This is a genomic window from Duganella sp. S19_KUP01_CR8 (genome assembly GCF_036688705.1).
Lineage (GTDB): Bacteria > Pseudomonadota > Gammaproteobacteria > Burkholderiales > Burkholderiaceae_D > Rugamonas.
In genome coordinates this window covers 29,778-52,588 of record NZ_JAQQPR010000033.1, presented here as the reverse complement: position 1 = coordinate 52,588, position 22,811 = coordinate 29,778, and the positions used below count along the sequence as shown (strand labels likewise).

General features: G+C 62.9%; 20 protein-coding genes, 3 tRNA genes, 1 pseudogene and 1 riboswitch. Of the genes and pseudogenes, 7 read left to right on the top strand and 17 right to left on the bottom strand.

Translation table 11 applies throughout. From position 1 onward, the window contains the following. Positions 1-40: 40 nt before the first annotated feature. Positions 41-349 (bottom strand): TM2 domain-containing protein, encoded by a 309-nt coding sequence (locus V6M89_RS26205; protein ID WP_332855953.1) that lies wholly within the window; start codon positions 347-349, stop codon positions 41-43. Between the two features lie 141 nt (positions 350-490). On the opposite strand from V6M89_RS26205, the gene V6M89_RS26200 reads away from it, so the two are divergent. The 3 genes from V6M89_RS26200 (at position 491) to V6M89_RS26190 (ending at position 4,812) form a co-directional block, all read left to right on the top strand. Continuing rightward, the gene (locus tag V6M89_RS26200) at positions 491-2,473 is read left to right on the top strand and encodes a helicase-related protein (RefSeq protein WP_332855952.1); all 1,983 of its coding nucleotides are present in this window, start codon (positions 491-493) and stop codon (positions 2,471-2,473) included. Next, a complete protein-coding gene (locus V6M89_RS26195; RefSeq protein WP_332855951.1) occupies positions 2,473-3,582 on the top strand; it encodes a DUF418 domain-containing protein in 1,110 nt (369 codons plus the stop codon). The genes V6M89_RS26200 and V6M89_RS26195 overlap by 1 nt, the downstream gene beginning before the upstream one ends. 105 nt (positions 3,583-3,687) lie before the next feature. Beyond that, positions 3,688-4,812: an acyltransferase family protein gene (locus V6M89_RS26190; RefSeq protein ID WP_332855950.1), complete on the top strand. Its 1,125-nt coding sequence runs from the start codon at positions 3,688-3,690 to the stop codon at positions 4,810-4,812. 1 nt (position 4,813) lies between these two features. On the opposite strand, the gene V6M89_RS26185 is transcribed toward V6M89_RS26190, so the two are convergent. Beyond that, the gene (locus V6M89_RS26185) at positions 4,814-5,719 is read right to left on the bottom strand and encodes a winged helix-turn-helix domain-containing protein (RefSeq protein ID WP_332855949.1); all 906 of its coding nucleotides are present in this window, start codon (positions 5,717-5,719) and stop codon (positions 4,814-4,816) included. A 168-nt stretch (positions 5,720-5,887) separates the two neighbouring features. Here V6M89_RS26185 and V6M89_RS26180 point away from each other — a divergent pair, with 168 nt between their 5' ends. Further along, positions 5,888-6,451 (top strand): YceI family protein, encoded by a 564-nt coding sequence (locus V6M89_RS26180; RefSeq protein ID WP_332855948.1) that lies wholly within the window; start codon positions 5,888-5,890, stop codon positions 6,449-6,451. A 77-nt stretch (positions 6,452-6,528) separates the two neighbouring features. On the opposite strand, the pseudogene V6M89_RS30455 reads toward V6M89_RS26180, so the two are convergent. Together V6M89_RS30455 and V6M89_RS26170 are read right to left on the bottom strand one after the other, a co-directional pair. After that, positions 6,529-6,627, bottom strand: a pseudogene (locus V6M89_RS30455) (FxDxF family PEP-CTERM protein); the annotation flags it as partial. A gap of 510 nt (positions 6,628-7,137) precedes the next feature. Beyond that, the gene (locus V6M89_RS26170; protein WP_332855946.1) at positions 7,138-8,094 is read right to left on the bottom strand and encodes a DMT family transporter; all 957 of its coding nucleotides are present in this window, start codon (positions 8,092-8,094) and stop codon (positions 7,138-7,140) included. Between the two features lie 137 nt (positions 8,095-8,231). On the opposite strand from V6M89_RS26170, the gene V6M89_RS26165 reads away from it, so the two are divergent. After that, the gene (locus V6M89_RS26165) at positions 8,232-9,641 is read left to right on the top strand and encodes an aminotransferase-like domain-containing protein (protein WP_332855945.1); all 1,410 of its coding nucleotides are present in this window, start codon (positions 8,232-8,234) and stop codon (positions 9,639-9,641) included. Here the strand turns inward: V6M89_RS26165 and V6M89_RS26160 are convergent. After that, a complete protein-coding gene (locus tag V6M89_RS26160) occupies positions 9,624-11,756 on the bottom strand; it encodes a TonB-dependent receptor plug domain-containing protein (protein ID WP_332855944.1) in 2,133 nt (710 codons plus the stop codon). The two genes, V6M89_RS26165 and V6M89_RS26160, sit on opposite strands and share 18 nt — an antisense overlap. A 484-nt stretch (positions 11,757-12,240) precedes the next feature. On the opposite strand from V6M89_RS26160, the gene V6M89_RS26155 reads away from it, so the two are divergent. Further along, a complete protein-coding gene (locus tag V6M89_RS26155) occupies positions 12,241-14,781 on the top strand; it encodes an EAL domain-containing protein (protein WP_332855943.1) in 2,541 nt (846 codons plus the stop codon). Between the two features lie 57 nt (positions 14,782-14,838). Here V6M89_RS26155 and V6M89_RS26150 read toward each other — a convergent pair whose 3' ends face one another. Next, entirely contained in the window at positions 14,839-15,318 is a 480-nt protein-coding gene (locus V6M89_RS26150; RefSeq protein WP_332855942.1) for a hypothetical protein, read from the bottom strand. A gap of 111 nt (positions 15,319-15,429) precedes the next feature. Next, positions 15,430-15,505, bottom strand: a tRNA-Lys gene (locus V6M89_RS26145). A gap of 150 nt (positions 15,506-15,655) precedes the next feature. On the opposite strand from V6M89_RS26145, the gene V6M89_RS26140 reads away from it, so the two are divergent. Beyond that, positions 15,656-15,928, top strand: coding sequence for a hypothetical protein (locus V6M89_RS26140; RefSeq protein ID WP_332855941.1), 273 nt, complete (start codon positions 15,656-15,658; stop codon positions 15,926-15,928). Between the two features lie 111 nt (positions 15,929-16,039). On the opposite strand, the gene V6M89_RS26135 is transcribed toward V6M89_RS26140, so the two are convergent. The 10 genes from V6M89_RS26135 to V6M89_RS26090 form a co-directional block, all read right to left on the bottom strand. Further along, positions 16,040-16,115 (bottom strand) — tRNA-Lys (locus tag V6M89_RS26135). Positions 16,116-16,144: 29 nt separating this feature from the next. Then, a tRNA-Lys gene (locus V6M89_RS26130) sits at positions 16,145-16,220 on the bottom strand. Between the two features lie 57 nt (positions 16,221-16,277). After that, positions 16,278-17,033: a tol-pal system protein YbgF gene (gene ybgF / locus V6M89_RS26125; RefSeq protein ID WP_332855940.1), complete on the bottom strand. Its 756-nt coding sequence runs from the start codon at positions 17,031-17,033 to the stop codon at positions 16,278-16,280. A 106-nt stretch (positions 17,034-17,139) separates the two neighbouring features. After that, a complete protein-coding gene (pal, locus tag V6M89_RS26120) occupies positions 17,140-17,670 on the bottom strand; it encodes a peptidoglycan-associated lipoprotein Pal (RefSeq protein WP_116989443.1) in 531 nt (176 codons plus the stop codon). Positions 17,671-17,699: 29 nt separating this feature from the next. Beyond that, positions 17,700-18,974 carry a Tol-Pal system beta propeller repeat protein TolB gene (gene tolB / locus V6M89_RS26115; RefSeq protein ID WP_332855939.1) on the bottom strand — a complete coding sequence of 425 codons (1,275 nt, stop codon included), beginning with the start codon at positions 18,972-18,974 and terminating at the stop codon, positions 17,700-17,702. Next, complete coding sequence (gene tolA / locus V6M89_RS26110) at positions 18,974-19,891, bottom strand: cell envelope integrity protein TolA (protein WP_332855938.1); 918 nt, start codon at positions 19,889-19,891, stop codon at positions 18,974-18,976. Before tolA ends, tolB begins: the two co-directional genes overlap by 1 nt. 15 nt (positions 19,892-19,906) lie before the next feature. Then, positions 19,907-20,344, bottom strand: a complete 438-nt coding sequence (locus V6M89_RS26105) for an ExbD/TolR family protein (RefSeq protein WP_217945598.1) — start codon at positions 20,342-20,344, stop codon at positions 19,907-19,909. A gap of 15 nt (positions 20,345-20,359) precedes the next feature. Continuing rightward, positions 20,360-21,052 carry a protein TolQ gene (gene tolQ / locus V6M89_RS26100; RefSeq protein WP_332855937.1) on the bottom strand — a complete coding sequence of 231 codons (693 nt, stop codon included), beginning with the start codon at positions 21,050-21,052 and terminating at the stop codon, positions 20,360-20,362. An 8-nt stretch (positions 21,053-21,060) separates the two neighbouring features. Beyond that, positions 21,061-21,474 carry a tol-pal system-associated acyl-CoA thioesterase gene (gene ybgC, locus V6M89_RS26095; RefSeq protein WP_332855936.1) on the bottom strand — a complete coding sequence of 138 codons (414 nt, stop codon included), beginning with the start codon at positions 21,472-21,474 and terminating at the stop codon, positions 21,061-21,063. Positions 21,475-21,762: 288 nt separating this feature from the next. Next, positions 21,763-22,512, bottom strand: coding sequence for an SDR family oxidoreductase (locus V6M89_RS26090; protein WP_332855935.1), 750 nt, complete (start codon positions 22,510-22,512; stop codon positions 21,763-21,765). A gap of 154 nt (positions 22,513-22,666) precedes the next feature. Beyond that, positions 22,667-22,792: riboswitch (ZMP/ZTP riboswitch) on the top strand. Positions 22,793-22,811: the final 19 nt, after the last annotated feature.

Genomic DNA, 22,811 nt, shown 5'->3' with positions numbered 1-22,811 from the left:
CCTATGGTGCCAGAAATCCGGGGGGAAGACAAAAACGCGCTTAGCGGTTGCTGATTTTCAGGCCGTCGCTATCGGTGAAATTGCCGAGGATGACCATAATAAAATCGATCAGCGCCCAGATACCAAAGCCGCCGAAGGTGAACAGCATTAAAATGCCGGTACCGATCTTGCCGACGTAGAAGCGGTGCACGCCCAACACGCCGAGGAAGAAGCACAACAGCACGGTGACGACGTAGTCTTTTTCCGAACGCGGGCCGGAGGCGGCTGCGGAGTGTTGCGGCGCGCCGCAATGCGGACAGGTTGGTGCTGTTTCGTGAATTTCTTTGCCGCAACCGCGGCAGAATACCATGCCCATGTTTTCCCTTTTGTTTTGTCTAATTGTTGTAGGCTGATTGCCTAGGCGGAATATTATAGGTGGACAGCCGGCTTAGCTTTCTCACCAACTGTAACGATCTGCTAAAATTCCAGCCCACCTACCTGAGTTTCCTACATGAGCAATTCCTCCCCCGCGCCGCACCACCACGCCACCGACAGCGACCAGGGGGAAGACGACGACCTGATGCGCAAGCTCGGGCTGAGCGCCAAAGGCGTGTTGCTGGCGCGCCAGGAAGGCCGCGTGTTCCTGCGCCTGAGCGGGGTGGTCGATTATGCAGGATTGCGGGTCGCCTACGACCTGGTGCCGGCGCAGGGCGTGCTGGCCAAAGCGTCCAAATGGCGCAAGATGGACGTCGACGCCCGTTCCCAGCTGTTGCTGGAACGCGCCAGCGACGCCGTCGGCGCCGAGCTGCGCGGCTATGTCAGCGCCTTTGTGCAGGAAATGGCGGACGCTTGCGACGACTGCGGGCTGGACGCCCAACCCTTCCTCGGCGCACTGGCGGAGATGCAGATCTCGGAACCGGCCGGCGTTGTGTTCGACCGTATCCGGCAGCGCCTGGAGCACGCGGTCGAGCGCGACATGGAAGAGCAGCACGCCGAACGCACGCGCCAGAGCATCAACCTGGCCGAATATCCGGCCTCGTTCGACGTGGCGCGGCGCATGAAGCGCCGTTTCATCGCGCTGCTGGGCCCGACCAATTCCGGCAAGACCCACCAGGCCATCGAAGCGCTGGCCAAGGCGCCCAGCGGTGTTTATTTGGCGCCGCTGCGTCTGCTGGCGCTGGAAAACTACGAGCGTCTGCAAGCCATGGAAGCGCACGGCAAGCCGCTGGCGGTCAGCCTGGTGACGGGCGAGGAGCGCCGCCTGGTGGCCGGCGCCACCCACGTGGCCAGCACCGTCGAGATGCTCGACACGCGCACGCCGGTCGACGTGGCGGTAATCGATGAAATCCAGATGCTGGCCGACCGCGACCGTGGCTCGGCCTGGACCGCCGCCGTCTGCGGCGCGCCGGCGCAAGTGGTCTACCTGGTGGGCGCGCCGGAAGCGCGGCGCGCCATCGAGGTGCTGGCGGCGCGGCTGGACTGCGAGCTGGAAGTCCATGTGCTCAAGCGCAAAGGCCCGTTGTCGGTGGAGCCGACCGCCGTGCGCAAGATGAGCAATCTGCGGCGCGGCGACGCCGTGATCTGCTTCTCGCGCCGCGAAGTGCTGATGTGGCGCGACATGGTGACCGAGCTTGGCCTGTCGGTGGCCACCGTCTACGGCAATCTGTCGCCGGAGGTGCGGCGCGCGCAGGCCCAGCGTTTCCGCGACGGCGCCGCCGACGTGGTGGTGGGCACGGATGCCATCGCGATGGGCTTGAACATGCCGATCGCGCGCATCGTCATGACCACCTCGGTCAAGTACAACGGCTATGAAGAGGAAGAGATCCCGGCCGCGCTGGCGCGCCAGATCGCCGGCCGGGCGGGGCGCTTCGGCGTGCACGAGGAAGGCCTGGTGGCCGGCTACGACAACGAGACCCACAATGTGATCCGCTCGCTGCTGAGGGAAAAACCGGTGCCGCTGAAGACCACCGGCTTCGCCGTGGCGCCGACGCTGGAGCATCTGCACCGGATTTCGTCGGTGACCAACGAGCATGGTCTGGCCAAGCTGTTGAAGCGCTTCGTGCACAACATCGACGTGCCGGACGGCTTCTTCTACCCGCGCATCACCGAGGACCAGTTCGAGCGCGCGGCCTGGCTCGATACGCTGCAGCTGACGGTGGCGGAGAAGTTCGCGCTGTCGCTGGTGCCGATCTCGTCCAAGGTGCCGTCGCTGCAGCGCGCGTGGGAACACTGGGCGACGGCGCTGGCCGCCAAGAAGATCACGCCGATCAAGGCGGAGCAGAGTCCGCTGCACTACATGTCCTTGCAGGAGGTGGAGGATGCCTGCCGCCTGTATTCGGCCTACGCGTGGCTGGCCTACCGGCAGCCTGAGTTCTTCCCCGATACGGAACGGGCGCAGCTGCTGTCGCGCCAGGCTTCCGAACGCGTGGACGCGATGCTGCAGGACCAGAATTCCGCCCTGCGCAAACGCCAGCCGAAGAAGTTCCGTCGCTAATGACGAGCAAGGCCAGCGCGGACGAACGCATAGACGCCATCGATATCCTGCGCGGCGTCGCGCTGTTCGGCGTGCTGTCGGTGAACCTGGTGTCGGAATTCCGGGTGTCGATATTCCAGCAGTTCCTGCCGCCCGATACTGGCATCGGCATGCTGGATAAATTGGTGGAAACACTGGTGCGCGTCGGCTTCGAGATGAAGGCCTTCGCCGTGTTTTCCTTCCTGTTCGGCCTGGGGCTGGCGGTGCAGTTCGAGCGCCTGTCGCGGACCGGGCGGCCGTTCTACTGGCTGGCGCGGCGGCTGGGGGTGCTGCTGGTGTTCGGCCTGGTGCACCTGCTGCTGATCTGGAACGGCGACATCCTGACCGAATATGCGTTCGGCGGCCTGCTGGTGCTGCCCCTGCTTGCCGCGCCGGTCTGGGCGCTGGCGCTGGCGGCGGCCGGCATGTTCGCGCTCTACCTGTTTATCGGCGTGGTGCCGGTCGGCATACCTTGGCCGGATCCGGCGTGGTTCCAGCAGCATGTCGCGCTGGCCGATCAGGTGTATGCGTCGGGCAGCTATGCCGAGATCTGCCGCTTCAGCATGAATGAACTGCCTTATCTGCTGCCGTTGCATTTGTATGTGATCCCCAGGACGCTGGCGCTGTTCCTGCTGGGAGCGCTCGCGTGGCGCACCGGCGTCCTGCAACGGCCGGGCGAACACCTGCGCCTGTGGACCGGTATCGCGGTGGTCGGCGTGGCAGGGGGCGCGGCATTGTGCATCCAGGATGTGGCCACCGGCGTTGGCCAGTCGCTGCTGGCCGCCGGCTATGCCGCGACGGTGATCCTGCTGACCCGGCGCGGATTGCTGCGATGCTTCGCGCCGCTGGGCCGGATGGCTTTTACCAACTACATCGCCCAATCCCTGATCTTCGGCTTCATCTTTTTTGGCTACGGGCTGGGGCAGTTCGGCAAGCTCGGCGCCGCGCCGGTGTTCCTGCTCGGCATCGGCGTGTATGTGGCGCAGATGGCGCTGAGCGCCTGGTGGTTGCGGCATTACCGCTTTGGCCCGCTGGAATGGCTGTGGCGGACGCTGATGTATGGGGCATTGCAAGCCATGCGGAAGAAGTGATGCTATAAAGAAATACACTCATTCTCACCAAGCTGGCGCCATCAAGCAGCCAACCTCGGCTATTATGGCGGCCGGTCGGCATAAGCTGGATGTTTAGGGATGGGGATGAATGGTGCAAGGGGAGGGGCTGGCGCGGAAGAAGCGGTCCAGCCGCAGTTTGGTTTGATTAATCTGTTGAAAGCTGGTGCAGCGCAGTTGATTGTTTTGCATCATTTGGCATTTTATGGGCCGATGTCCGATCACGTGCGGCCTTTGTTGCCGGCATTGGTCGACTGGCTGAGCGGCAGTGCGCGCATTGCCGTGCAAGTATTCCTCGTCATCAGCGGCTTCCTGGTGGCCAAATCACTGTCGCCTGCCGGTCAGTCCGGCCTGTCCGATCCGCTGGGGGCGATCTGGCGCCGCTACACCAAGCTGGCGCCGCCGTTCCTGGCCGCCACGCTGGTGGCCGCCGTCGCTTCCGCCTGGGCCGGCAACTGGATGACGCACAGTTCGGTCTCCGCGCCGGCCACCCTGAGCCAGCTGAGCGCCCACGCGTTGCTGCTGCATGGCGTGCTGGGCTATCCGTCCTTGTCGGCCGGTGCCTGGTACGTCGCCATCGATTTCCAACTGTATGCGGTCACGGCCCTGGCGCTGTGGCTGGCCGGCCGCGCCACTGGCCGCCGCCGGATGCTGTGGCTGATGCCGGCCTTGACCGCCTTGGGCGTCACGCTGTCGCTGCTGTATTTCAACCTCGACGCCGACTGGGACAACTGGGCGCCGTATTTCTTCGGCAGCTATGGCCTGGGCATGCTGGCGTGGTGGGCCAGCGATCGCTGCCGCTCGGCGGGCGCCGTGACCCTGCTGCTGGCGATGGCGTTGCTGCCGGTGTCGGCCGCCCTGTTCCTCGACTTCCGCAGCCGCATCGCGCTGGCGCTGGTGGTCGCTTGCCTGCTGTATTTGTTCGGTCGCGTTGAAACGGTGGCGACCGGCCGCGCCTGGGCCGTCGTCAATGGCCTGGGGCGGATATCGTATTCGGTGTTCCTGATCCACTTCCCGGTTTGCCTGCTGGTCAACGCGGCGTTCAGCCGTTTTGTCCCGGCCGGGCCGGCGTGGCAGGGCCTGGGCATGTTGCTGGCCTGGGCAGCCAGCCTGGCCGCCGGCGCCGCGTTCTTCCGCTGGGTGGAGGCGCCGCTGGGACGCGCAGTCCAGTTTGCTGCCGGGAAGATCGGCCTGCGTCCATTGGCGGCGTAGCTTAGCCGCCTGTGCTTTGGGCTATGGTCGTCTTCAATGCCTTGGTGACGGCCTCGGCGATGTCGTCCTGCACCATCAACAGGTCGTCGACCGGCTTGTCATAGGTTTCCGACCAGATGATGAAGCCGTTGTCGGCCCTTATCAAGCGCGCCGTGACCCGCAAGGTGTTGCCGGATTTGCGCACGCTGCCGTCCAGGATGTAGACCACGCCCAGTTTGCTGGCGACGTCGACCACCGCCATCTGCTTGTTCTTGTAAAAAAACGTGGCGCTGGGCGCTGGCACTTTCATGCCCGGTATCTTGCTGAGCCTGTAGATCAGTTCCTCGGTCATGCCATCGGCAAAGGTCTCGTTGCGCATGCCTTCCGTCAAATCCGCAAACGGCAGCACGGCGATGGATTTCTGCGTCGCCGCCGCTTGAGCCGCCGGGTGCGGCTCGTTCGCCAGCGTGTTGTGCAGCCAGAAAACAATGCCGACCACGATGGGGACGCACGCCGTCAGCAGGAAAACCAGGCGGCTGCGCGAGGCGTTGGACGGGGGCGCAGGGTGGGGCGGAGCCGGGATGGCTACCGGTTCTTCGCTCCAGGGGCTCACTTTCGCCACCAGCCGGTAACCCTGGCGCGGCACGGTGACGATGTAGCCGGGCTGCTTGGGATCGTCGCCCAGCACGCGGCGCAGCGATGCAATCGCCTGGTACACCGAATCCGGCGTGACGATGACGCCCGGCCAGACTTCGCTCAGCAGGTCGTCTGCGCTGACGATCTGGCCGGGACGTCCAGCCAGGCAAAGCAACAGGCGCATGGTGCGTTGATCGAGCCGCACGGTGTCGCCGTCGCGGCCGATCTCGCCCAGGGCGGGATCGACGCACCAGGCGCCGACGCGTAGCTTTGCAGCCGCTGAAGTTTCCATTGTGCTCCGATATTTTTGTATTTTTGACAGGGTTGGATTATAGCGCGGCCGCCTGCGGGGCTTTTCAGGGAATTTCAGAACGATTTCAGGCCGATTTCAGGCCAATTTCAGGACTTTTGGCCAGGCCGCTTGCATTGTGATGGCTCCCCACACATGAAGGAGTACCCAATGAAATGCCTGTTGCTGCCGCTGCTCTCGCTGTTCACCCTGCCGGCTTTCAGCGCCGAAACGCTGACGATCGACCCCAACCACAGCGCTGTGGTCTTTAGCTGGGATCATCATGGTTATACCAACCCGATGGCCCGTTTCGAGAAAATTGAAGGCAAGCTGGTGCTGGATGAGGACCTGAGCAAGTCCTCGGTCATGGTGAAACTGGCGGTGGACGGCATCCACACCGCCGTCGCCGCGCTTGACCGTCAACTGGTGAGCGCGGAATTCCTCGACGCCGCCGCCTTCCCCGATATCACCTTCCAGAGCACCAAGATCGTCAAGGGGCCGATGGATAGCCTCAAAATCAGCGGCAACCTGTCACTGCATGGCGTGACCAAGGCCGTGGTCCTCGACGGCAAGATCAACAAGATCAAGCGCGACCCGATGGGCAAGGAGACCGAGGCCGGCTTCGAAGCCATGGTCAAGCTGAATCGTGCCGATTTCGGCGTCAACAAGTATTTCCCGAACACGGCGAAGGAGCTGACTGTCCACATCACCCTGGGTGCGAATTCGGAGGGATAACAAAAAAAACCGCCAGCCTGGACGCGCTCAAGGTCGCGTTCAGTGCTGGCGGGTTTTTTGTTTGAGCGACGCGGCGCTCAGACTGCCTTGCGCTCGCGGCGGCGGGCTGCAACGCCTACCAAACCGAGGCCGCCCAGCAGCATGGCGTAGGTTTCCGGTTCTGGAACAGCCGTGACCATACCGGCGGTCACGAGACGCATGCTGCTGCAATTGTCGCACTCCCAGGAGCCGGCGCCGGTGTTGAAATCGCCAAGCTGCACCGTCGTGCTGCTGGTTGCCGAGGTCAGTGCTGCATCGAAGCGCAGATTCAGATAGGGGTTCGCCCATGGCGAGTTGTTGATGATGAGAAAGCTGTTAGGGCCGGTGACGTTGTTGCCGAACAGGGAGCTCGATGCGGCATTGTAGTGGTGGCCGCCAAGTATCGAGCCGTCGGTCGAGGTCAGGTCGTAGGACAGCAGGTCGCCGGTGACCGAATCGGTGGCGAAGTGACCGCTCAGGGTGCCGCCGTCATCGAAGGTGACGCCGGACAGGACCCATTCCTGGCTGCTCGCGTGGGCTGCCGAGCTCAGCAACATCGTTACGGCGCATGCTGCACCGGCCAAAAGTTTGACGATTTTCATGATACTCCCTAGTGTGGTTTTTATTGTCACATGTGCAATTCAATTTCCTATGGTATATGTTGTGTGTTAAATAGTATATTTATTTTTATAAATATTATTTTTGCCATGAAGTGAATGTTGTGTGGCTGCGTCACGGCGGCGCTGATACAGATTGTTCAGCACCAGCGCCGCCCCGGTGCATGCTGCGCCCAGCAGTTGGCCGGCTGCGATCGGCGTGCCGGCCAGCGCTTCCACCGCAAAGGCGGTCAGCGGCACCACATCCAGGAACAGCACGCCATTGGTCGGGGTGATGATCTTGTTGCCCAGGTTCCAGCAGAGCACCGCCAGCACGCCGGCGACCAGCACCATGTACGCCAGATAGGGCAGCAGCGCCGGCAGCACGGTGATGGCGGGGCGCGGAATGTAGCCCAGCGCTTGCAAGGCAAAGTCGGCGGTGAGTATGGTGGTCAGCCCCAGGCCGGTGGTGATCGCCGAATAGCGATAGCCGCTCCAGCCGGGAAAGAACGATGCGCCCAGCGTGTAGAGCGCCCACGACGCCGCCCCCAGCAGCAGGAAAGCCGCCGAGTCGCTGGCGACGCCCTGATGCAGCAGGCTGCCCGGCGCGCCGCCGGAGACCACCAGCAGCACGCCGAAGAACGACAGCGCGATACAGCCGAACGCCACGATCGAAGGGCGCTTGCCGCGTATCGCCCAGTTCAGGACCAGCGTCAGCATCGGCGTGGTCGCGATCATCGCCGACGCGGACAGCGCGCCGGACTGTCCCGCCAGCTGCTGGCCGTGAAAGATGAAGAAGCCGTAGCCGCAAAAGCCGCAGGAGCCCAGGGCCCAGGCCAGCACGTAGCGCTCGCCGCGCAGCTTGAGTGCCGCGCCGCCTTCCTTGTAAAACAAAATCGCCAGCATGATGGCGGCCGCCGCGCCGTAGCGAAACGCCGTGAAGTTAAACGGGTCCATGCGCAGCAGGGCTTGCCCCATGATCGGAAACGATACGCCCCATGCCACCGCAGCGGTCAGGCACAGTGCCATGCCCTTCAAATATTCCTTACGCACAGCCTACCCCCAAGAGTTCAGATGCTGTCGATTCTAGGGTTGGTCCTGCCGGTCGCGTAAGGTACAGATTGGGTACAATGCTCGATACTGTACTGGTACAAGGAGCGTGACAGATGCACCGATTCCACCGATCCGCCGACTCCGGGCAAAGCGTGGTCGCGCAGGTGGTCGACTATTTTGCTGCGGCGATCGCGGCGCGCGAGCTTACGCCGGGCGCCAGGCTACCGTCGATCAGAAGCTTCGCGCTGGACAGCCAGGTCGCCAAATCGACCGTGGTGGAAGCCTATGACAGGCTGGTGGCGCAGGGGCTGGCGGTCTCCCGGGCCAAGTCCGGTTTCTTCGTCTGCACGCCGAGGCAGGTGCTGGAGATCGGCCGCGCGCCCAGCGCACCGCAACGCAAAGTCGATGAATTCTGGATGCTGCGCAACGCCTTGCAGCTGCCGAGCCAGGCATTGCGTCCCGGCTGCGGCTGGCTGCCGCCCGACTACCTGAACGATGAAGGCATACGGCGCGTGCTGGGCACGCTGCGGCGGGAGCCGGGCGACGCGCTGACCTCCTACGGAGAGCCGGCCGGCTACCGCGGGCTGCGCCAGCAGTTGCAACGCCATCTTGGCGGGCGCGGCATCGAGGCGCCGCTGGACGGGATCGTCTTGACGGACAGCGGCAGCCAGGCGCTCGACCTCGCCATCCGCCTGCTGGTGCAGGCCGGCGATACGGTCTTCGTCGACGACCCGTGCTACTTCAATTTCCAGGCCAGCTTGCGCGCGCACCGGGTCAACGTGGTCGGCATTCCGCTGACGCCGAGCGGGCCGGACATGCAGCAGTTTGAACTGGAACTGGCCCGGCATCGGCCCCGGCTCTACATCACCAACGCGGTGCTGCAAAATCCGACCGGCATTTCTTTTTCCGCCGCGGTGGTGCACCAGATACTGCTACTCAGCCGGCAGCATGGCTTCGACATCATCGAGGACGACACCTTTGCCGACCTGGAAGAGCGCCCTGCGGTGCGGCTCGCCGCGCTGGACCAGTTGCAGCGAGTGATCTACATCGGCAGCTTTTCCAAGACGCTGTCGGGCGCGACGCGCTGCGGCTTTGTGGTTGCCAAGGCGGAGTGGATAGAGGCCATCCTGGACTTGAAGCTGGCCACCACTTTTGGCAACAACGAACTGTCGGCCCAGCTCATTTGCAAGCTGCTGCTCGACGGCAGCTACCGCAAGCACACGGAAGCGATCCGGCAGCGCTTGCGCAAGGCGGCGGTGTCGGTACGCAAGCGGCTGCGTGACTGCGGTCTGGAACCGTGGGCCGAGCCGGCGGGCGGACCGTTTCTATGGGTGCGGGGCGGGCCGGAGATGGATGCGTCGGCGATCGCCAGCGCGGGACTGGCGGCCGGCATACTTTACGCGCCGGGCAATGTGTTCAGCGTCAACAACAGCGCCGGCCATTGCCTGCGGTTTAATGTGGCCTACTCGCACGATCCGCGCATCTATGCGTTTTTGAAGAAACAGTTAAAGCTTGACGCTTAGCTGCACCGCCAGCGCGCGCGGCGACACCGGAATATCGAACGGCAGCGCCAGCCCCGGCGCCAGGCTGGGTTCGCGCGCGTCGGCGTTGAACAGGTTGCGCACGGTGGCGGAGACGGTCCAGCCGTGCGGCAGCGGGTGGGTGAGGGCGGCGTCCACCGTCCGGTAGTTGGCAATCGGGGCGCGCGCGTCGCCGGCCGCGCGGCGACGGCCGGCGACCCAGTTCAGCTGCGGACTGAATTGCCAGCCTGGGCTGACGGTCCAGTCCAGGCGGGTATTGGCATGGTGGCGCGGCGCGTAGCCCGGATCCCTGCCGGTGATCGAATCGTGCGCGTTCTGGCGCGCGTAGTTCGCCTGCCAGCGCAGGTTCTGGTTCAGCTCCCAAGCCAGTTCGACTTCGCCGCCGTTGCCGTCCGTTCCGCCGCTGTTCTGGTAGGTGGCGCCCGGCGCCGGCGCCGGATTCGGCACCGAGCGGATCAGGTCCTTCAGCGTATAGCGGAACAGGCTGACGTTGATCGACAGGTCGGCGCGCGCCTGCCATGCCAGCGCGGCCTCGGTGGTGGCGATGCTCTCGGGCCGGACCTCCGGGTTGCCCATGTTGACCGGATTGATGCCGGTCTGTTCGTTGAAACTGGGCGAACGGAAGGCGCGGCCGTGCAGCAGCTTGACGGTGACGTTCAGGTCGGCGTCCCATACCAGCGCCAGGCGCGGATTGGTGGTGCCGCCAAAATCGGAATAATCGTCGTGCCGCACGCCGGCCGTCAGCGCCCAATCGCGGGCGAATTGCCACTCGTCCTGCACGTAGACATAGTTGATCTTGCGGCGTTGCGGCCGGATGTGCGGCTGGATGATGCCGTAGTCGATCACCGGGCCGGACGGGATCGGCAGCCCAGCCGGACTGATCAGGAAATTCTTCAGGGTCTCGACCTGGTACAGGTACAGGTCGTCGTGGCCCGCGCCGAGGCGCAGCGCATGCCGGTTCAGGCCGCTGTACGTGGCGAAGGCGGAGCTGCGCAGATTGCGCTCCCAGCGGCCGGGCCCGCCGATCATGCCATTCGGGAACAGGTTGGCGCCGATGCGCGCGCCCGCCGGAAACAGCGCCAATCCGCCGGGCGACTGTTCAGTGAAAAACATGTAACTCAGCGAGGCGCCCACGCTCCAGTCGGTGGCAAAGTCGGGCGCGGACCACGACAGCTCGCTGGCGGCATAGCCGCTGCGCGGTTTGTGGTCGGGATCGAGCGCCGAATTGACGCCAAGGCCGGTGCCGACGTCGCTGCGCCACTTCAGGTTGGTGCGCCAGCGCCAGCGCTGCCAGGACAGGTCGAGGCTGCCGTCGTAGGCGCTATAGCCCGTGTTCATCGGGCCGGGCGCCTTGCTCACGTGGGTGCCGAAGCGGCGGTCGTTGAGGGATTGCGCATCGGCCTCGATCAGCGTGCCCGCGCCGTCGGTGCGGCCCACTTGCAGATAGGCGGCGATGGACAGTTGGCCTTGCTTGTGGCCGTACTCCAGCCAGGCGTCGCGCGCGTCGAACGAGCCGACCCGCGCGCCCACGCGCAGGCCCGGCATCTGTTCCGCCGTCTTGGTGATGATGTTGATCACGCCGGCAAACGCATCGGCGCCATACAAGGCCGAACCGGGGCCGCGGATGATTTCGATGCGCGCCACATTGGTCAGCGGCATGCTGGCCCACATATTGCCCTTGTCGCCGTTGTAGTCGGTGTTCATGCGCAGGCCGTTGAGCAGGAACAGCACCTGGGGATTGGTGACGCCGCCCGCGCCGATGCCGCGGATGAAGTAGTTGGGTGCATACATGGTGGGCACGCGCGTGACATGGATGCCGGCCACCGCTTCCAGCACATGGTCCAGATCGGTCGCGCCCATGGCGGCGATATCCTCGGCCGTGACGACCGAGGCAACGGCCGGCGCGCGCCGCAGCAGTTGGGTCGAACCGGTGGCCAGGCTGATGGCGGAACGGTCCATGCCGTACAACGCCAGGTCTTCGTCCTCGGGCAGGGCAGCGCAAAGCGACGCGGGATGCCAGGCTGTCAGGGCCAGGGCGACCAGCCAGCCGGGGCAGCGGTTGGTCATGCGGGTGCGCAGGGGAAGGAACGGTTTCATCTTGGAAGTCGAACGGCGGCAGAAACTCCACAATACACGGCGCTTGGCGCTTTAACAATTAAGTGTTGTCAAAGTGCATCAAGAAGTTATGGTGGTTTGTGCTTGCCGGGCAGACGCTGACCGGCAACCGGGCCATCAAATGGCTTAATAACGCTGCGCACTCAAACAGCATTCCAAAATTCTCGAATATCGGTTACTACACCGGTCAGCGCACGTTCACTTCGCCAGTGCCGGAGCTGGCGTTTTTTTGCGAACGAAGACATGGGGCGCAGCCGAATCCTGTTATATTGAATTTCCCTCTCCTCCTTGCCACCGGCCTGTTCGTCATCCAGCGCTGTTCGGCGCCAATCTGCGAGCCCGCTCGGCAGTCACGTAAACCATCGTACCCATGCCGAGTTGCAGTGCCCGGAAAGGCGTCCATGCATATGACGGGTTTTGGCAACGTCGGTTGTGACCGTACCTTGCCTGCCGACGGAGGCAAGATATGAGTGTTGTCGCTCCCACCATCCTGATCGTCGACGACGAAGCCCAAAACCGCCGTCTGCTGGCGGTGCTGCTGCGCCCCGAAGGCTACCAGACCGAAAGCGTCGCCAGCGGTGAGGAAGCGCTGAACTCGGTGGCCCATTCGGCCCCCGACCTGATCCTGCTTGACATCATGATGCCCGGCATCGACGGCTACCAGGTCGCCAGCATCCTGAAGGCCAACCCGGCCACTGCCAACATTCCCATCATTATGATCTCCGCGCATGGCGAGCGCGGCGCCCGGCTTGCCGGGCTCGAAGCGGGCGCGGAGGAATTCCTGACCAAGCCGGTCGATCGCACGGAATTGTGGCTGCGTGTGCGCAATCTGCTGCGCCTGAAGGCTTTCGGCGACTTGCAGGAACATAGTTTCGTACTGGAGCAGCAGGTGGCGGCACGCACGGCCGATCTGCAGCGTTTCCGCACCGCGATGGACGCCACCGCCGATGCCATCATGCTGGTGAGTCGCGACTCGCTGCGTTTCGTCGAGGTGAACGCCACCAGTTGCCGCATGCTGGGCTATACGCGCGCCGAAATGCTGGCGCTGGGGCCGGTAGCGTTGGGGGCGGTTACGCGCGATGAGCTGACGCACGTGTACGATACCGTGATCTCCGGCCAGGCCAGCACGCAATTGAGCGAAACGGCGCTGCATTGCAAGGACGGTACGCTGATCCAGGTGGAGGTGAGCCGCCAGGCCATGCCGTCCGGGAGCGACTGGATCATCGTCAGCGTGGTGCGCGACATCACCGAACGCAAGCAGGCGCAGCAACGGCTGCAGCACCAGGCCAACCACGACGCCTTGACCGGCCTGCCGAACCGCACCTTTTTCTACGAGACGCTGCGCAAGACCATCGCCTTGGCCAGCCATCAAGGTTGGAAGGTGGCGGTGATGTTCATCGACCTCGACCACTTCAAGAACGTCAACGACACCTTGGGCCATGCCATCGGCGACGAATTGCTGATCCAGTTCAGCAATCGCCTGATGACCTGCGTGCGCATGCGCGACACCATCGGACGGCTGGGCGGCGACGAGTTCGGATTGATATTGGTGATGGAGCAAGGCCACCAGGGCGCTGCCCAGGTCGCCACCAAGATCCGTGACGCGCTGCACCCGCCGTTCAACTTGCAAGGCTACGAAGTGATCATGACGGCCAGCATAGGCATCACGATCCACCCGGACGATGGCGACGATCCTGACGCCTTGATCAAGTATGCCGACACCGCCATGTACCAGGCCAAGCACGCCGGCCGCAACACCTACCGCTTCTTCACCGCGCAAATGAATGTCGACGTGTTGCAACGCCAGGACCTGGAGAGCGCGCTGCGCAAGGCCATCGAGCGCGACGAGTTCGAGCTGCACTACCAGCCCAAGATATCGCTGACCACCGGCGCGGTGGTCGGGCTGGAAGCGTTGTTGCGCTGGGCCAGGCCTGGCCACGGACTGGTGGCGCCGGGATTGTTCATCCCCGTGCTGGAAGAGAGCGGCTTGATCGTTCGGGTCGGCGGCTGGGTCATCGCGACCGCCTGCCGCCAGATCAAGGAATGGCAGCTGGGCGAGGTGGGGCCGGTTCAGGTCTCGGTCAACGTTGCCGCGCGCCAGTTCGTCGAAGGCGATCTGGAGGCCGATATCGCGCGCGCCTTGGCCGACAACGAGCTTCCCGCCGGGCTGTTGGAGCTGGAGCTGACGGAGACGTCGTTAATGCTCAACACCGAGCGCACCATCGTGTGCCTGCGCAACCTGCGCGAGCGTGGCGTCAAAGTGTCGATCGACGACTTCGGCACCGGTTATTCCAGCCTGGCCTACCTGCGCCGTTTCCCGATCGACAAACTGAAGATCGACATCGCCTTCATCCGCGACGTGACCAGCAGCCCCGACGACGCCGCCATAGTGCTGGCCATCATCACGATGGCGCACAGCCTGAATCTGATGGTGATCGCCGAAGGCGTCGAGACGCCGGCTCAGCAAGCCTATCTGCTGCGCCACCAGTGCGACCAGATCCAGGGCTACCTGATCAGCCGCCCCTTGCCGGCCGCGCAGATCACCCAGTTGATGGTGCTGCGCAAGACGCTGGATCCGTTGGTGAAGCCGAGCATGGCGCGGCAAACCTTGTTGATCGTCGATGACGACCTCTTTATGCGCGAACTGCTGGCAGCCGAACTGGGTGGCGAGCAATACAGCGTGCTGCTGGCGCAATCGGCGGCGCAGGCGTTCGAGTTGCTGGCTCAGCATGAAATTCATGTCATCCTGTGCGACCAGAGCATGCCGGACATGGCGGGCACGGAGTTCCTGGACAAGGTGAAAGCCATGTATCCGGACACGTTCAGGATAGTCTTGTCCGGCGAGACCAACCTGGAAGACATGATGGCGGCCGTCAACCGGGGCGCCGTCGACCGCTTCTACACCAAGCCGTGGGACCATGAAGCGCTGCTGGGCAGCATCAGGCAAGCGTTCATGCATCCGCGGCTTAAACCAGTGGCACTGAGTGCGGAAGAGGTTGGCTCTTGAGTGGTGGTGATTAATCGCGTCAAGGCTCTGCCCACCACATCGTGGTCCTCGTCGCGCTTATATTGCTTTCTGCCGTTTCAGGTCCAGCCCAAGCGCTGCTTTGCGCAGGCGGCCGTTGCGGCGCAGGTAGGCGAAGGCGGCGCGCGTGTCGTACATCAGTTGATAGTAGTAGTAGTTGATTTGCTCCAGCGCCGCGAGCGCCAGCAAACCGTACGACCACATCAGGTCCGCAGTCGAGGCTGTGGCGTCGTTCATCGCTGCAATGAATGCGGCCACGGCGGCGATGACCAGAAAGTTCGAATATTTAAAGAAGCGGTACAGCGGCTGAAAATACGCCGGCAATGGCTGGCGCTGCATGACTGACTGTAACTTGAGATGCCAGTACAGCACGCCCTGCAGCAGGATGTAGCTGATCAGCACGAGCGCCGCTCCCCGCATCCCCCATGCGACAGGATCGCCTGACCTCTGCCAGTCGTAGCAGAAGATGGCCGGCAAGGCGAAGCTGCAGACTGCCTCGGCATTGCGCAGGTAGGTCATACGGGCGGGTACGGTTTGCATGCGTTGAACGTTTGCTATGGAATTGCCAACTTTAGCATAGGCCAGGCAAAAACAAGAAAACCACCCGAAGGTGGTTTTCTTGATGAATCTTGGTAGGCCGTGCGGGATTCGAACCTGCGACCAACGGATTAAAAGTCCGCTGCTCTACCAGCTGAGCTAACGACCCAAGGGGCCAGCATCATAATGCGCGGAACGGAATCTGACAAGCTCAAAATGTCGCAGGAAGGCGCAGGCGCCCTTGGCGGGGCGTGCCGGTTAGACATACAATCATGGCCGACTGGGATTTCTGGCCCGGATACGATAATCAAGGAAGAAGATGACTTTACCGCAATACATTACGATCAATGGCACCTCCTACGCCTCCGCCAACCTGAACGAGGCTGCCAAGATTCAGGCCGCCAACATCCTGGCCGTCGACGCTGAGCTGGCCCGCTTACAGCAACAAACCGCCTTCACCCAGACCGCTCGCAACGCCTATGCCAATGCCCTGATTGAAGCGGTCAAAGGCCGCGAGGCCGCTGCCCCTGCGGAGAAACCGAAGAAGCCGCGCGCCCCGCGCAAGCCGAAGGCCGATGCCGCAGCAGCGTAAGATTTCTAGTACGGCGCGAGCGCGCTGTCGCTCGCGCCGTGCTGTAGTAAAAACGTGAGCAGAAACAAAAAAGCCCACGAACCGAAGTTGGTGGGCTTTCTTGATGAATCTTGGTAGGCCGTGCGGGATTCGAACCTGCGACCAACGGATTAAAAGTCCGCTGCTCTACCAGCTGAGCTAACGACCCAAAGGTATGAAACCTTGGTTTTCTTCGAATGGTAGGCCGTGCGGGATTCGAACCTGCGACCAACGGATTAAAAGTCCGCTGCTCTACCAGCTGAGCTAACGACCCCCGAAGAAGCGAGATTATAGGGGGTAATGACTCTTGCTGTCAAATACCCCCGGGTAATTATTTGCCGCCGAGGCGTTCTTTTGCCGTTACCGCTGCCGCCGAGTCAGGATAGGCCTTGATCAGGTCCTGCAGGGTCTTCTTGGCGGCCTTGTCTTTCAGCTCGGCCTGGCAGCTGGCGATGTTGAGCATGGCTTCCGGCGCCTTCGGGCTGTCGGCGTAGTTCTTCAGCACCAGCAGCTGGGCCGTGATCGCGCCCTTGCAGTCGCGCTGCGCGTAGTAGGAGCTGCCCAGGTAGTACTGCGCGTTGGCCGCGTAGCTGGAACCCGGATAGCGCGCCACGAACTCGCTGAACGCGGTGCCGGCCGCCTTGTAGTCGCCGGAGGTGAAGGTCTTCCACGCCGCTTCGTAGGTGCGCTGCTCGTTCGGGTCGACCTGGGCGGTCTTGCCGTCGATGGTCACTTCGCGCGGCTCCAGCTTGCGCAGGCGGGCGTCGAGGTCGACGTAGAAATCCTTCTGGCGCTTTTGTGCGTTGGACAGCTCGTTGCTCAGCACTTCGATCTGGCCGCGCAGCTTGGCCACTTCCTGCAAGGTCATTTCGTTTTGCGTAACCAGGTCCAGCGTGCTGGACTTGTCGGATTTGGTGTCGATGCGGGCGTTCAGCTCGGCGCGTATGGCTTCGACCTTGGCGCGCAGGTCGAGCAGGGCCTTACGGGCTTCGTCGTCGTCGAACAGGCCGGCATGGGCTTGCAGCGGCAGCCAGGTCAGCGCGGCCAGCAGGGCGGCGCTCAGGCCGGATTTGGAGAGTTTCATCATGTCGGGCGCTTTCACACAAATCAAAAAGGAAACGGGGCGGACGCGGTGTTACCCGCGCGCCGCCCCGTATTATGCCTGTGACCCGGCAAAAGGGTAGTGCTTTGTATTACTTGTAGACGATGTCTGCACGACGGTTTTGCGCCCATGCTTCTTCGTTCGAACCGGAGGCTTTAGGCTTTTCCTTGCCCAGCGATACGGCTTCGACTTGCGATTCCGGCACGCCCAGCGTGGTCATCGCCTTGCGCACGGCTTCGGCGCGCTTCTGGCCCAGGGCCAGGTTGTACTCGGCGCCACCGCGTTCATCGGTGTTACCTTGGATCAGGATCGAACGGGCCTTGTTCTTGGCCAGGTAAGCGGAGTGGTTTTCCACCACTGGCTTGCCGTCGTCGCGCACGACGTAGCTGTCGAAGTCGAAGTACACGCTGCGGTTGGCCAGCACGCCTTTAGGATCGTCCAGCGGATCCAGCGATTTGGTTTCGACCGGGGCGACGGTGCGGGTGTCTGGCTGCGGCTGCGGTTTCTGTTCGACTTGACGCTCTTCCACTTTCGCTGGTTCAGCGATTTTGACCGGAGTCGAGCAAGCGGACAGGATGGCGGCGGTGGTGACGATAAAAGCTAAGCTGCTGAGTTTACGCATTTGATTCTCCTAGTGATGAAGGCTAAAAATTACTGCATGAATGGACCCCAGGTGGGCTCCTTGATGTTGCCCGCCTGAGTGGTCAGGCGTTGTTTTACACGTCCATCCACCGAAACCACGGCCAGCGATTTGCGGCCTCCGGCTTGCGTGGCGTACATGATGTATTTGCCGTTCGGGGCAAAGCTTGGGTACTGGTCGTCGGTGCTGTCCGACAGGCGCTGTTCCTGGCCGCTGGCCAGGTCCATCACGTACAGCTGGTAGTTGCCGTCGCGGCGGGAGATGTAGGCCAGCGTCTTGCCGTCGGCCGATACGCGCGGGCTGATGTTGTAGTTGCCGGCAAAGGTCACGCGCTTGGCTTCGCCGCCGTCGCCGTTCATGCGGTAGATCTGCGGGCCGCCGCTGCGGTCGCTCATGAAGTAGATGCTGCCGTCCGGCGCGAAGTTGGCTTCCGAGTCGATGCCGGCGCTGTTGGAGACGCGCTTGAGGTTGCCGCCGTCGGCGTTGACGGTGTAGATCTGCGTATGGCCGTCCTTGGACAGCGACACCGCCAGCTTGTTGCCGGTCTGCGCCCACACCGGCGACGAGTTGCTGCCTTTTTCGTTGGCGATGACGGTGCGCGCGCGGGTGATCAGGTTCTGCACGTAGACCACCGGCTTCTTCTGCTCGAACGACACGTAGGCCACCTTGGTGCCGTCCGGCGACCACGACGGCGAGATGATGGGCTCGTTCGAGCGCAGCGCCATCTGTTCGCCGTCGCCGTCGGCATCGGCCACCAGCAGCTCGTAGTGGCGCTTGTCGTATTCCTTGACGTAGGCGATGCGGGTCGAGAAGGCGCCGCGGATACCGGTGAGCTTCAGGTAGACGTCGTCGGCGATGTTGTGCGCGGTCAGGCGGGTGAACTGCGGCGCGCGCGACAGGTTCAGCTGCGACAGCTCGCTCTGCTTGACGGTGTCGAACAGCTTGTAGCGCACTTCGTAGTCGCCGGCGGCCGACTTGGCCACGGTGCCCACCACCAGCGCGTCGGCGCCCTTGGATTTCCAGGTGCCGTAGTCGATGTTGCTCATGCTGGTGATCACGCCCGCGTCGATCAGCTTGAAGGCGCCGCTGCGCTCCAGGTCGGCCTTGATGATGGCGGAAATCTGTTGCGGGGCGATGTTCTCGTCGGCGAAGCCGGCCACGGCCACCGGGATCTGGTTGCTGCCGACGCCGGAGATCTCGATCCGCATCTGCGCCGAGGCGCCGCTGGCGGCCAGCGCCAGAGTGGCGGACAGGATCACTTGGTTCAGTTTATTCATGGTGGTCATCAGTGCATATCCTTCATGTTGAAATCGGCGACAAACTCGCGCTCTACCGTACCATCTTTTTTCTTGGGTAGTGGTGACGATTTGGCAATCGCGTTTTCAATCGCGCTATCGTAAGCGGCCGAGCCGCTGCTCTTCATCTTGCGCACGCCGATGATTTCACCGGTCGGCAGCTGGGTGATCTGGTAGGTCGCGCTGAGCGTATCGTCGACCGTGCCGTACACCAGGTTGCTCTTGATCTTGGCCCGGATCGCCGCCTGGTAGCCGCCGTCCACCTTGCCGCCGGTCGAGGTGGCGGCGGTGCCGGTGCTGCCCTTGGCGGCGTTGCCGGTGATGCGGCTCATCTCGGCGGCGAAGGCTTTGTCGCGGGCGGCCTTGTCGGCTTTCTCGGCTTTTTCCTTGGCGGCCTTGTCGGCCAGCGCGGCTTTCTTCTTGTCCTTCTCGGCCTGTTCCTTCTCGTCCTTCAGCTTTTGCTCGGCTTCCTTCTTGTCGGCCAGTTTCTTGGCGTCCAGCTTGGCCTGCTTCTCTTCGGCTTCCTTCTTCAGCTTGGCTTCCTTGGCCGCTTCGAGTTTTTCCTGTTCGAGCTTTTTCTTCGCCTTCAGGCGTTCCAGGGCGATGTCCGGTTCTTTCGGTGTCGGCGGTGCTTCCACCGGTTTCGGCGGGGCGGTCTTGACCACCGGCGTCGGCTCCGGTTCGGGTTCATGCTCGGGCTTGACCTGCGGCGGCGCCGGTGCGGCTTCCTGCACCTTCATGTCCCAGATCTCGGCCTGCACCGTGGTCGGCTCGTTGTTCTGCCAGCTGACGCCGACCCACAGGAACAGCAACAGCACGGCGTGCATCGCCGCCGCCAGCGCGATCGAGCGCCAGCCTTCATTTTGTCGCGGTACCTTGTAAGGGCCGCCTGCGGTTGCAGGTTTCATCGTATGCACTGTGATTTACTTGGTGGACAAGCCAACCCGGGTGATGCCCATCTTCTTCGCTTCCGAGATCAGCTGGATCACGTCGTCGTACTTGCTTTCCTTGTCGCCGGCGATCAGCACCGGGTAGTCGGGATGGTCGGTGTGGATGGTGCGCAGCTTCTTGACCAGCGCGTCGCGGTTGGGCGCGGTTTCCGGCGCCTCTTCACCCTTGCCCTTGACGCCGATCGACAGCGCGCCGTTCGGCTTGATGATCACCTGCACGTAGTCGCTAGGCGGCTTGGTCGAGCGTTCCGCGCTCGGCAGGTCGACCACGCTCGGGTCATTGGCCGAAGGCATGACCATGAAAATAATCAGCAACACCAGCATCACGTCGATGTAGGGCACGACGTTGATCTCGGACTTGAACTTGCGGCCGCGGCCGCCGCGCATGCTGCTGGAAAAAGAGGAAGCCATGATTGCTCTGCCTTCTTAACGCGACTGACGTTGCAGGATGTTGGAGAACTCTTCGACGAAGCTTTCGAAGCGGATCGCCAGGCGGTCGATATCGTGGGCGAAACGGTTGTAGGCGACCACGGCCGGAATCGCCGCGAACAGGCCGATGGCGGTGGCGATCAGCGCTTCGGCAATGCCGGGGGCGACCGCGGCCAGCGTGGCCTGCTGCACATTGGCCAGGCCGCGGAAGGCGTTCATGATGCCCCACACGGTGCCGAGCAGGCCGATGTACGGCGACACCGAACCGACCGATGCCAGGAAGGCCAGGTGCGATTCCAGCACGTCCATCTCGCGCTGGAAGGCGGCGCGCATGGCGCGGCGGGCGCCGTCCAGCACCGCGCCGGCGTCCATGCTTTCGCCGGCGGAGGTGTAGGCGGCCTTGCTCTTGATGAACTCACCCATGCCGGCTTCGAAGATGCGCGCCAGCGGGCCGCTGTTGGCGCGGTCCTTGCCGGCGTTCTGGTGCAGCGCGTGCAGGTTGCCGCCGGCCCAGAAGGTCTTCTCGAATTCGATGGTCAGGCGGCGCGCCGAGCGCACCGCGAACATCTTGCTGAAGATGTAGGTCCAGCTGGTCAGCGAGATGACGAACAGCAGCGCCATGATCAACTGCACGATCAGGTGGGCGTTGGTGATGAGGGACAGGAAAGAGAGGTCTTGGGTGACGTTCATGTATAGGTTCAGTCTGTTTTGATGGTACTACGCATTTTTTCTGCAACCGACGCCGGCACGGCGCGCGGACTGAGGTCCGAACCGACGCAGCCGACCTTGACTCGGGCGGTGTTCAGCAACTGCTCGCCGCACCAGGCTTGCTGCACGAACTGGATGGAGGCGCGGCCTAGCTTTTCGATACTAAGTGTTAATTTTAGTACGTCGTCCAACCTGGCTGGCGCATGATACTCCGCGCTGACGCTTTTGACGACGAACATGGCGTCGTGTGCTTGCAGCAGGGCGTGTTGTTCGACGTCGATGGCGCGCAGCCATTCGGTGCGGGCGCGCTCAAAGAACTTGAGGTAGTTTGCGTAATAGACGATACCGCCGGCGTCGGTGTCTTCGTAATAGACCCGTACGTTCCAGATAAACTCTGCTGGCATGTTATTTTGACTACTAGTGAGAGTGAGCAACATTCTACGCGATTTTATTGTTGTCGTTGAAGCTGCGACGGGGTAATACACGTCAAATCCGTTATTTATGCGGATCTTACAACTTGCGCGCAATAGATTGCACTACCGCTAGTAAAGCGTTTTCCCGGCAACTTGCCAAGGTTTGTAACAACCGCTTACGAATCGCTTCAGGGATGAAGCATGGTTAATACCCCCCCCGCACGGCGATGAACCGCCGGGGTCTGACCCCCATGGGGTCAGGCCCCTCTGCCCCTTGGGTTACAGGTTGCGCTTGATCGTCAGCGGGCCGTAGCCTTGGCAAGTCGGCATCATTTCGATGCGGTTGATGTTGATGTGGGCGGGCAGGGTGGCGATCCAGTAGGCGGTGTTGGCGATGTCTTCCGGCGTCAGCGGCTCGGTGCCTTCGTAGACCTTGGCCGCGGCCGCGTCGTTGCCCTTCAGGCGGACGTTGGAGAACTCGGTGCCGCCGCACAGGCCGGGCGCCAGGTTGGTGGCGCGCACGCCGGTGCCGACCAGGTCGGCGCGCAGGTTGAGCGTGAACTGCTCGACGAAGGCCTTGGTGGCGCCGTACACATTGCCGCCCGGATAAGGCGTGTCGCCGGCCACCGAACCGAGGTTGATGACGGTGCCGCTGCCGCGCGCCACCATGCCCGGCAGGATGGCGCGGGTCATGGCGACCAGGCCGCTGCAGTTGGTGGCGATCATGGTGTCCCAGTCGTCCAGCGACGATTCATGCGCCGGCGTCACGCCCAGCGCCAGGCCGGCATTGTTGACCAGCACGTCGATCTGCGCCCACTCGGCCGGCAAGCCGTCCAGCGCGCTCTTGATCGAGGCCTTGTCGGTCACGTCCAGCACGACCGGGAGGGCGGCCGCGCCCAGTTCGGCGGACAGCGCCTCCAGCCGGTCGGCGCGGCGGCCGCTGATCAGGACCTTGTGGCCGTTCCGGACGAAGGTGCGGGCCATGGCGGCGCCGAAGCCGGCGGTGGCGCCGGTGATGAAGACGATCATGATCTATCCTTATGCGAGAGAGTGGAGACGATGGTCAAGTGTAGCCGAAATGGCAGTATGGCTTATCTCTGCTATCAAAATCGGCATAAGATTGCCTTTTCGGCAATCATTTCCTTGCTCAAAGCTGGCGCATAAATTACAATCAGGCTTCCATTACGTCTCACGTAACTGGCGAAAAGCTCCGGTCATCACCATTTTGGTGCGTGGCGGCCGGTTAGCGAAAGGTGGGCATCCACCGGGAAACGTGAGATTTCATCAGCCGTTCGCCTGGGCAGCCATCGATGGAAATGCACGAAGAG

Excerpts from the sequence above, each read along its gene's own strand:
- V6M89_RS26160 (WP_332855944.1), bottom strand. The coding sequence starts at position 11,756 with ATGAAACCGTTCCTTCCCCTGCGCACCCGCATGACCAACCGCTGCCCC.
- V6M89_RS26180 (WP_332855948.1), top strand. The coding sequence starts at position 5,888 with ATGAAATGCCTGTTGCTGCCGCTGCTCTCGCTGTTCACCCTGCCGGCT.
- V6M89_RS26165 (WP_332855945.1), top strand. The coding sequence starts at position 8,232 with ATGCACCGATTCCACCGATCCGCCGACTCCGGGCAAAGCGTGGTCGCG.
- tolB (WP_332855939.1), bottom strand. The coding sequence starts at position 18,974 with ATGACCACCATGAATAAACTGAACCAAGTGATCCTGTCCGCCACTCTG.
- V6M89_RS26185 (WP_332855949.1), bottom strand. The coding sequence starts at position 5,719 with ATGGAAACTTCAGCGGCTGCAAAGCTACGCGTCGGCGCCTGGTGCGTC.
- tolQ (WP_332855937.1), bottom strand. The coding sequence starts at position 21,052 with ATGAACGTCACCCAAGACCTCTCTTTCCTGTCCCTCATCACCAACGCC.
- V6M89_RS26090 (WP_332855935.1), bottom strand. The coding sequence starts at position 22,512 with ATGATCGTCTTCATCACCGGCGCCACCGCCGGCTTCGGCGCCGCCATG.
- V6M89_RS26150 (WP_332855942.1), bottom strand. The coding sequence starts at position 15,318 with ATGACCTACCTGCGCAATGCCGAGGCAGTCTGCAGCTTCGCCTTGCCG.
- ybgF (WP_332855940.1), bottom strand. The coding sequence starts at position 17,033 with ATGATGAAACTCTCCAAATCCGGCCTGAGCGCCGCCCTGCTGGCCGCG.
- V6M89_RS26140 (WP_332855941.1), top strand. The coding sequence starts at position 15,656 with ATGACTTTACCGCAATACATTACGATCAATGGCACCTCCTACGCCTCC.
- V6M89_RS26195 (WP_332855951.1), top strand. The coding sequence starts at position 2,473 with ATGACGAGCAAGGCCAGCGCGGACGAACGCATAGACGCCATCGATATC.
- V6M89_RS26170 (WP_332855946.1), bottom strand. The coding sequence starts at position 8,094 with ATGGCACTGTGCCTGACCGCTGCGGTGGCATGGGGCGTATCGTTTCCG.
- V6M89_RS26190 (WP_332855950.1), top strand. The coding sequence starts at position 3,688 with ATGAATGGTGCAAGGGGAGGGGCTGGCGCGGAAGAAGCGGTCCAGCCG.
- tolA (WP_332855938.1), bottom strand. The coding sequence starts at position 19,891 with ATGAAACCTGCAACCGCAGGCGGCCCTTACAAGGTACCGCGACAAAAT.
- V6M89_RS26105 (WP_217945598.1), bottom strand. The coding sequence starts at position 20,344 with ATGGCTTCCTCTTTTTCCAGCAGCATGCGCGGCGGCCGCGGCCGCAAG.
- V6M89_RS26200 (WP_332855952.1), top strand. The coding sequence starts at position 491 with ATGAGCAATTCCTCCCCCGCGCCGCACCACCACGCCACCGACAGCGAC.
- pal (WP_116989443.1), bottom strand. The coding sequence starts at position 17,670 with ATGCGTAAACTCAGCAGCTTAGCTTTTATCGTCACCACCGCCGCCATC.
- V6M89_RS26155 (WP_332855943.1), top strand. The coding sequence starts at position 12,241 with ATGAGTGTTGTCGCTCCCACCATCCTGATCGTCGACGACGAAGCCCAA.
- V6M89_RS26205 (WP_332855953.1), bottom strand. The coding sequence starts at position 349 with ATGGTATTCTGCCGCGGTTGCGGCAAAGAAATTCACGAAACAGCACCA.
- ybgC (WP_332855936.1), bottom strand. The coding sequence starts at position 21,474 with ATGCCAGCAGAGTTTATCTGGAACGTACGGGTCTATTACGAAGACACC.